Raw genomic sequence first — 203 nt, forward strand, 5'->3', positions numbered from 1 at the left:
CTGGTATGTTGAGAATTTAGATATCAACATACCAGTCACCACCTATACTACCATATCTCTCTACTTTTCTAAGATAAATATTAGTTACATCCTTAGGATGGATATCAGTACCATTATAAAGATAATATTCATCATTATCATCAGCTTCAAAATCATTATAACCTTCTTTAGCTAATAACCATTCTTTTGTTTCTCCATCTTTG

Annotated in this window: 1 protein-coding gene; it reads right to left on the minus strand. The window is 30.0% G+C overall.

Annotation, left to right across the window (positions count from 1 at the left end; genetic code table 11):
- Positions 1–16 precede the first annotated feature (16 nt).
- Positions 17–203, minus strand: a 187-nt coding sequence (locus AACQ14_RS23825; protein WP_339366030.1) for a hypothetical protein, incomplete at its 5' end; no start/stop codon positions are given.

The sequence above is a fragment of the Vallitalea maricola genome (assembly GCF_036985595.1).
GTDB lineage: Bacteria > Bacillota > Clostridia > Lachnospirales > Vallitaleaceae > Vallitalea > Vallitalea maricola.